8 protein-coding genes and 1 pseudogene are annotated in these 6,676 nt (G+C 57.8%); 6 read left to right on the top strand and 3 right to left on the bottom strand.

Annotated elements, in window-relative coordinates:
• The 4 genes from DOU54_RS12465 to DOU54_RS12450 all read left to right on the top strand — a co-directional run.
• Positions 1 to 358: Ldh family oxidoreductase (locus tag DOU54_RS12465; RefSeq protein WP_193603325.1), on the top strand; the 358-nt coding region annotated here is incomplete at its 5' end.
• Positions 359 to 635: 277 nt separating this feature from the next.
• Complete coding sequence (locus DOU54_RS12460; protein WP_037093999.1) at positions 636 to 929, top strand: putative quinol monooxygenase; 294 nt, start codon at positions 636 to 638, stop codon at positions 927 to 929.
• A 454-nt stretch (positions 930 to 1,383) separates the two neighbouring features.
• The gene (locus tag DOU54_RS12455; RefSeq protein WP_113731338.1) at positions 1,384 to 2,523 is read left to right on the top strand and encodes a glutathione-independent formaldehyde dehydrogenase; all 1,140 of its coding nucleotides are present in this window, start codon (positions 1,384 to 1,386) and stop codon (positions 2,521 to 2,523) included.
• Between the two features lie 31 nt (positions 2,524 to 2,554).
• Complete coding sequence (locus DOU54_RS12450) at positions 2,555 to 3,124, top strand: type 1 glutamine amidotransferase domain-containing protein (RefSeq protein WP_113731337.1); 570 nt, start codon at positions 2,555 to 2,557, stop codon at positions 3,122 to 3,124.
• Between the two features lie 260 nt (positions 3,125 to 3,384).
• Here the strand turns inward: DOU54_RS12450 and DOU54_RS12445 are convergent.
• Positions 3,385 to 4,188: pseudogene (locus DOU54_RS12445) on the bottom strand (excinuclease ABC subunit A); the annotation flags it as partial.
• Between the two features lie 279 nt (positions 4,189 to 4,467).
• Here DOU54_RS12445 and DOU54_RS28540 point away from each other — a divergent pair.
• Positions 4,468 to 4,881 (top strand): aldo/keto reductase, encoded by a 414-nt coding sequence (locus DOU54_RS28540; protein ID WP_197283372.1) that lies wholly within the window; start codon positions 4,468 to 4,470, stop codon positions 4,879 to 4,881.
• 227 nt (positions 4,882 to 5,108) lie between these two features.
• Here the strand turns inward: DOU54_RS28540 and DOU54_RS28015 are convergent, their stop codons facing one another.
• On the bottom strand, positions 5,109 to 5,435 hold the full coding sequence (locus DOU54_RS28015) for a hypothetical protein (protein WP_080823474.1): 327 nt from the start codon (positions 5,433 to 5,435) through the stop codon (positions 5,109 to 5,111).
• Between the two features lie 17 nt (positions 5,436 to 5,452).
• A complete protein-coding gene (locus DOU54_RS12425) occupies positions 5,453 to 6,280 on the bottom strand; it encodes an IclR family transcriptional regulator (protein WP_113731336.1) in 828 nt (275 codons plus the stop codon).
• A 55-nt stretch (positions 6,281 to 6,335) separates the two neighbouring features.
• On the opposite strand from DOU54_RS12425, the gene DOU54_RS12420 reads away from it, so the two are divergent.
• Positions 6,336 to 6,676 (top strand): aldehyde dehydrogenase family protein (locus DOU54_RS12420; RefSeq protein ID WP_146617355.1); only part of this gene is annotated, 341 nt, incomplete at its 3' end.

Below are 6,676 nucleotides of genomic sequence, written 5' to 3'. Positions count from 1 at the left end.
GGGGGGGGCTGATTATAGCTATAAGGGCGCTGCGCTTGCGGGCGTAGCAACACTTCTTTCGGCCATTCTTATGGGGACAACGCTCGATCCGGATTTTATCCCCATGGTGGGCGCCAAAGACATCAGCACACCGCGTAATATGGGGCATTTCGTCTTCGCGATTAACCCAGATCACTTCGCTGGCCGCGCTGGGTTTGACGCGGGCATGACCCATTACATCGACAGCCTGCGCAGTGCACCAGCGCGTGAAGGACAAGAGGTGATGGCGCCAGGGGATCGGGAATGGCGCGAGGCTGAGCGCCGTAAGGTCGAAGGCATTCCAGTGGACCCCGACACTGCGGACTTCCTGAATATTTGAGCATCTAAGCTGGGAAGTCGATGTGAAGGGTACCGGAAAGGTGGCGTCGCCTTTACCTGACGTAGGACGCAATCATTTCTTTGTCCTGAATTTCAGGCTTGGATCGGCAACGCGATCTCACGCCAGTCAACGCGATCGTCATCCGGCCGACCGCACAGCAGTTCTGATTTCGACGAGGAGGCGGGGCCGCGTGTGCTCCGCCTCATAAGGAACTTTCCGGCCGCCCTACCGTTACTTTGCCGAATAATATCTGTCCGTTTCACTTGAGGAGTCATTTATGCCCAAACTTGCCCTGTATGTACCACTGAAGGCCAAGCCCGGAAAAGAGCGCGATGTCGCCAATTTCCTGACCTCGGCATTGCCGCTCGTTCAAGCTGAGGCGGGCACTCTGACCTGGTATGCGATCGAGGAAGGTCCCGGTGCGTACGCGATCTTCGATACGTTCGACACAGAGGAGGATCGGCAGGCCCATCTTGACGGCAAGGTTGCCGCCGCACTGATGGACAAGGCAGAAGAACTGTTTTCTGAACCGCCGCAGATTCACAAGTTCACCCTGCTGGCCGCGAAATAGCGGAGCGGTCGGCACCCTAAGCTGCCGTTTGACTGCAGGGTAAGGCTCGTATTTCCATCCGGAATGGATGGCTCGGCCGAATCGGGAAATGAATAAATGAATACGACAGGTCATCCGCGATAGTGGATGGCCTTGTCTTTTGCGCTTATCACGCCTCTGAATTTACTGATAAGGCGCCGTTGATGTGTCGCGACGTAACGGCACCATTGGTTCGCGGGAGATTCTTGAGCACATCAATTTGGCGCGTTATTCGGCCGCTCTGGCCCATTCAGAAAACCGCAGTGAATCGATCCCAGGATGACGCTACGGGAAGGAACCTTTCAGGTAGCAGAGGGTTCAGGAAACTGAGATTACTTGGAAATATGCGATGTCCTGCGCCGTTGCGATGGACCGGATCATCACCAAGCTCTCGATTTGATGTCGCGTTGAGAAGAGCTGCGAAAGGAAAAGATCCGTGAAAGCTGTCGTGTACAACGGGCCCAAAGATGTTTCTGTCAATACCATCGATGATCCCAAGATCGAAAAGCAGACCGATGTTATCATCCGGCTGACCACGACCAATATCTGCGGGTCGGACCTTCACATGTATGAGGGCCGTACCAGCTTTGAGAAGGGCAGGGTCTTCGGTCACGAAAACCTTGGCGAGGTCGTCGAAGTCGGCGCTGCCGTAGATCGTATCAAGAAGGGCGATCGCGTGTGCTTGCCGTTCAACGTCGGTTGCGGTTTCTGCGAAAATTGCGAACGGGGTTTGACGGGTTTCTGCCTCACGACCAACCCTGGAACCGCCGGCGCAGCGTATGGCTTTGCCGAGATGGGTCCGTGGCAAGGTGGCCAGGCCGAGTTGATGCGTGTTCCTTATGCGGACTTCAATTGTCTGAAGCTGCCCGAGGACGCCGAGGAGAAGGAGGATGACTATGTCATGCTCTCCGACATCTTCCCGACGGGTTGGCATGGCGTCGAACTGTCAGGCTTCATGCCTGGCGAAAGCATCGCGATCTACGGCGCCGGTCCGGTCGGTTTAATGGCCGCGCATTCAGCCGAAATTCGCGGTGCCTCTCAGATCTTCGTCGTCGATTCCCACCATGATCGCCTGAAGCTGGCCGAGGCAATGGGCGCGATCCCGATCGACATGCGCAAGGGCGATCCCGCCCAGCAAATCTTAGATGCAACCGGCGGCCTCGGGACCGACCGTGGGGTCGAGGCGGTAGGTTACCAGTGCTGCGATCGCCACGGCAAGGAGCGCAGCAATTACACGATGAACTGCCTCGTCAAAAGCACGAAGGCCACCGGTGGCATCGGCGTCGTCGGCGTGTTCATTGCGGAAGACCCGAACGCGCCCGACGATCTTCAGAAGGAAGGCAAGATGGCGTTCGACTTCGGCAACTTCTGGTTCAAGGGGCAGAAGATCGGCACCGGCCAGTGCAATGTAAAGCACTACAACCGGCGACTGATGAAGCTTATCGAGCAAAACCGGGCCAATCCTGCCCAGATCATCTCGCACCGACTGCCGCTTGATCAGGCGCCAGACGCCTACAAGCATTTCGACGAACGCGATGCTGGTTGGACGAAGGTCGTGCTCAAGCCGGGCACCTGACCTTAGCCTTCGACGGAATAGGAAATTAATTATGACCCTAGAAGGCAAATCAGTCGCCATTCTGATCGCACCCCGCGGGACGGAAGAACCAGAATTCTCGAAGCCCAAGCAAACTGTCGAGGACGCTGGCGGCAAAGTGACCGTGGTCAGTTTTGAAGCGGGCGTGGCTCGCACAGTCAATAGCAACCTTGACGAGGGCGGCAGCTATACTATCGACAAGACGTTTTCCGATGTCAAAGCCGACGATTTCGACGGACTAGTTGTGCCCGGAGGGACGGTCGGTGCCGACAAGCTGCGCGGCAGCGCCGAGGCAATTGATTTCATCCGGGCTTTTTTCGATCAGAAAAAACCGGTTGCCGCGATATGCCATGCACCCTGGACATTGATCGAGGCGGGCGTTCTTGAGGGTCGCACCTTGACGTCCTACCCGACGCTGAAGGTCGATATCGAGAACGCCGGCGCTACATGGACCGATGAGGAAGTCGTGGTCGACAACGGCCTTGTTACCAGTCGCGACCCCGATGATTTGCCCGCCTTCTGTGCCAAACTCGTTGAGCAAATCGCGGAAGGTGCGGGCGCTGGGCCCGCGGCCGCGAATTAATACGGGACGGTTTCGACGAACCATGTGAGGGCGCGCTCCCTGGTGAAGGTCCACACAAAACAGGCGTAGCGGATGGCCGGCGATTGGCTGTCCGCTACGCCGCGTATCAGACGAAAACGGCGCACTTCCGAGCACTCAATGCCCAAGCCGCGTCAACCGCGGTGACACCTCGCCGGCTCCCGCTTCCAGATGCGACCCATTTCAGCGTGCGTGCGGTTGAGATACACCTGATCGAACGCCCGTTCGGTCAGGTTTACGACCTACAGCGCCGCTTTGAGATAGGGGGCAGTGAGACTGCCTTCCGCTTCCGCAACGACGCCAGGGACGCCGCTGGCGATGATACGGCCGCCATCTTCCCCGGCCCCCGGTCCCAGATCGATGATCCAATCCGCCTGTGCTATGGCGCGCATGTCATGTTCGACGACTACGACCGTATTGCCGGCGTCGACGAGGCCCTGCAGGTGTTGCATCAGCCGGTCGGCATCTGAGGGGTGAAGCCCCGAAGTTGGCTCGTCGAGGATGTAGATCGTGTTGCCGCGCTGGGCGCGTTGCAGTTCAGTCGCCAGCTTGATGCGCTGCGCCTCCCCGCCAGACAGCTCGGTCGCCGGCTGTCCGAGCCTCAGATAGCCAAGACCGATCTCCCGCAACACGTCGAGGGAGCGCATCACAGACGCCTCGCCAGCGAAGAAATCGCACGCATCGTCGACCGTCAGTTCGAGCACCTGGGCGATATTGCGCCCGTTCCATTCGACTTCGAGTGTTTGCGGGTTGTAGCGAGAGCCGTGACAGGTCGAGCAGGGCGCAAAAACGCTCGGCAGGAACAGCAGCTCCACCATGACGTATCCCTCGCCCTCGCAAACAGGGCAGCGGCCTTGCGCGACGTTGAACGAGAACCTGCCCGGGCTGTAGTGCCGCCGGCGGGCGAGCGGCGTATCAGCGAAGATCCGTCGCACATGGTCGAACATGCCGCTGTAGGTGGATAGGTTCGAGCGCGGCGTGCGGCCGATCGGTTTCTGATCGACCCGTACCAGCCTGCGAACATGCTCCATGCCTGCGACAATGCGATGGCCGGCTGCGGTGTGACCATCGATGTGAACTTCATTCTCGGTGTTTTTTTAACAAACATCTGTCGACTTACAGCTAAGTCCATCTTGACCCCAGTCCGCATTCCGAATCACCATCTCACGCCGGGAGACCGTCAGCGTTCGACAGGATTTTAAACAGCCGCGGACGGTTGTGACACCAATTACATCGATATTCATTAATCATTTGTGCGTGGCGGTGATCTACCTATCCGCCTCCCTCCAACGAATAGCCGAAAACATCTGATAGGACGAAAGCACATGAAACGCGTGACTCTACCAGACGCGGAAGTCGTTCCTTCAATGGGTCAAGGCACCTGGAAGATGGGCGAACGTGCCGAGCGGCGATCCGATGAGATCGCCGCGCTACGCGCCGGTGTCGAGCTGGGCCTGACGCTCATCGATACCGCCGAAATGTATGGCGATGGTGCGGCGGAAACGCTGATATGCGAGGCGGTGGGCAGCCTTCGCGACCAGTTGTTCCTCGTCAGCAAGGCATATCCACAGAATGCATCGCGCTCCCGCCTTGCCGGTGCGTGCGAGGCTAGCCTGAAGCGGCTCGGCACCGATCGGCTCGAGCGTGAAGATACCCAGCCGTGGCCTCGACATAAAGACGAAGCCCCTGAACAAGAAAGCCTGGATGCAACGTCAATCCCCTCCTGGCGGGGCCAATAGAGTTTGATGGAAGCACATCCGGACAAGGTTATCTGGAGATGACCGGATATTAGCCAGTTCAACTGCGTCTGCCGAGATATCGGCTGCGACAGGTCCCGAGCTTAAAGACGCCGCCTCATACGGTCCGGCGAGACACCTCGGACACGCTCCGAAGGAGTCGTCTCGAGTTCCTCGATCTCACGATAGGCATCGTTTCCACTCTTGCCAGGTTTCGCCGGGTAGAGAACCTACGGTCTGCCTTCTGGCGCTGCAATTGCCCAGAAATTATTGGCAAGTTCGTGGAGACGCGCACGCAGGTTTTCGCCCCGTCCCCGACGGCCATGACCTGTGATGACAACCGATTGCTCGGCTTCGTCCCAATCAGGAATAAGGCAGCGCGGTGGATCGTGCATCTGCGGACCGAGGTCTTTTCCCTTGGTGCTCAATACATCGATGATGTCTTTTATGTTCTCGACCCGAACTGCGCTCGGCGCAGCCGTACTCGGGACAGGAGCTAGCTGGGGTATCGGTGCACTGGCGCATACAGCAAAGCTGTGCTCGTCGGCATCGACCATACCCCTACAGGTTACGACTAGTCTTTCTGCGATCGGTACCCAAGCTTTTCAGAAAGCGCGTTGGCAGTGGTGCGAAGTTCCTCACCAAGGTACGCGATTTTTTGGTCGCTGGCTTCGCTGCGGATCAGACTGATTGCAATGCCGGCAGATGCGGCTCCCGAGTAATCGCATATCGCTGCGCCAATGCAAAGCATACCTTCGCGGATCTGACCATCGTCGATGGAGTAGCCGCGAGCGCGCGTCAGAGCGAGTTCCTCTTCAAGCTGCGAAAGGCCAGCAACGCTCCTTGATGTCAGAGGCTGTGGAAATTGCGAGAACAACATCCTCAATTCACCGGGCCCCAGATCGGACAGGAGGATCTTCCCGGTGGCCGTAAATGGCGCCGGCAGACGCATACCGATCCGAAACGTGTGTCCAAGAGGCTGAGCCGAGTTGCGACAGCCGATGTAAACGACTTCGCCACCCTCGCGGACGGTGAGGGTCACCGTATAGGGATCGAGATCGTGGCGCTGGGCGAGATGGTCGTTGAATGTCGATACGATATCGAGGTGCGACAGAAAGCCGTTCGCCCATCTGAGCGAGTGGGGTCCAATACGCAGGGTTCCATCGGCAGATCGCGCCAGAAGATCAAGCTCAGTCATCACCGCAAGCAAGCCATGCGCGCTGCTTTTGGGCAAATCTAAAACGCGCGTCACCTCGGCCGCCGTGAGGGTACCGGGGGAACGCGAGACGAGATCCAGAATACGCACCGCGCGTCTGAGCGCAGGTACGGTGTCTGAAGTATGCGACGATTGCTGAACTTCCCCCATGCATCTTCCTTGACTTAAGCGGCCCGATCGGCCCATAGTTCAATATATTGATTCAGGTTCAATTAGCTGAACTTTAATAGAGGAGGGTTCGATGATCAAGCTAAAAAATGCGGCGCTATTGCGTGATGCATGCCTGGTGAATGGTCGCTGGGTGAAAGCAGCGGATGGCCATACGGTTAAGGTGGAAAATCCTGCCAGATTGATGATTATCGGGGATGTTCCTTCATTGTCCGCAGATGAGGTGAGAGCCGCGGTGGAGGCAGCAGGCAAGGCATTTTCTGATTGGAGCCGCCGTGCTGCAAAGGACCGCGCTGCCATACTGCGCCGCTGGTTTGATCTCATGGTGGCGAATGCTGATGATCTTGGTGCGTTGATGACTGCCGAGCAGGGAAAGCCGTTTGCGGAAGCAAGGGGCGAAGCCGTTTATGCGGC

This window comes from Agrobacterium sp. MS2 (assembly GCF_003261015.1).
Classification (GTDB): domain Bacteria; phylum Pseudomonadota; class Alphaproteobacteria; order Rhizobiales; family Rhizobiaceae; genus Agrobacterium; species Agrobacterium pusense.
Note: the sequence above shows the minus strand (reverse complement) of the source record. Positions and strands in the feature narration are given on the sequence as shown.

Bases quoted from the DNA above. Each gene is read 5' to 3' on its own strand.
- DOU54_RS12460 (WP_037093999.1), top strand. From the start codon at position 636: ATGCCCAAACTTGCCCTGTATGTACCACTGAAGGCCAAGCCCGGAAAA.
- DOU54_RS12450 (WP_113731337.1), top strand. From the start codon at position 2,555: ATGACCCTAGAAGGCAAATCAGTCGCCATTCTGATCGCACCCCGCGGG.
- DOU54_RS28540 (WP_197283372.1), top strand. From the start codon at position 4,468: ATGAAACGCGTGACTCTACCAGACGCGGAAGTCGTTCCTTCAATGGGT.
- DOU54_RS28015 (WP_080823474.1), bottom strand. From the start codon at position 5,435: ATGGTCGATGCCGACGAGCACAGCTTTGCTGTATGCGCCAGTGCACCG.
- DOU54_RS12425 (WP_113731336.1), bottom strand. From the start codon at position 6,280: ATGGGCCGATCGGGCCGCTTAAGTCAAGGAAGATGCATGGGGGAAGTT.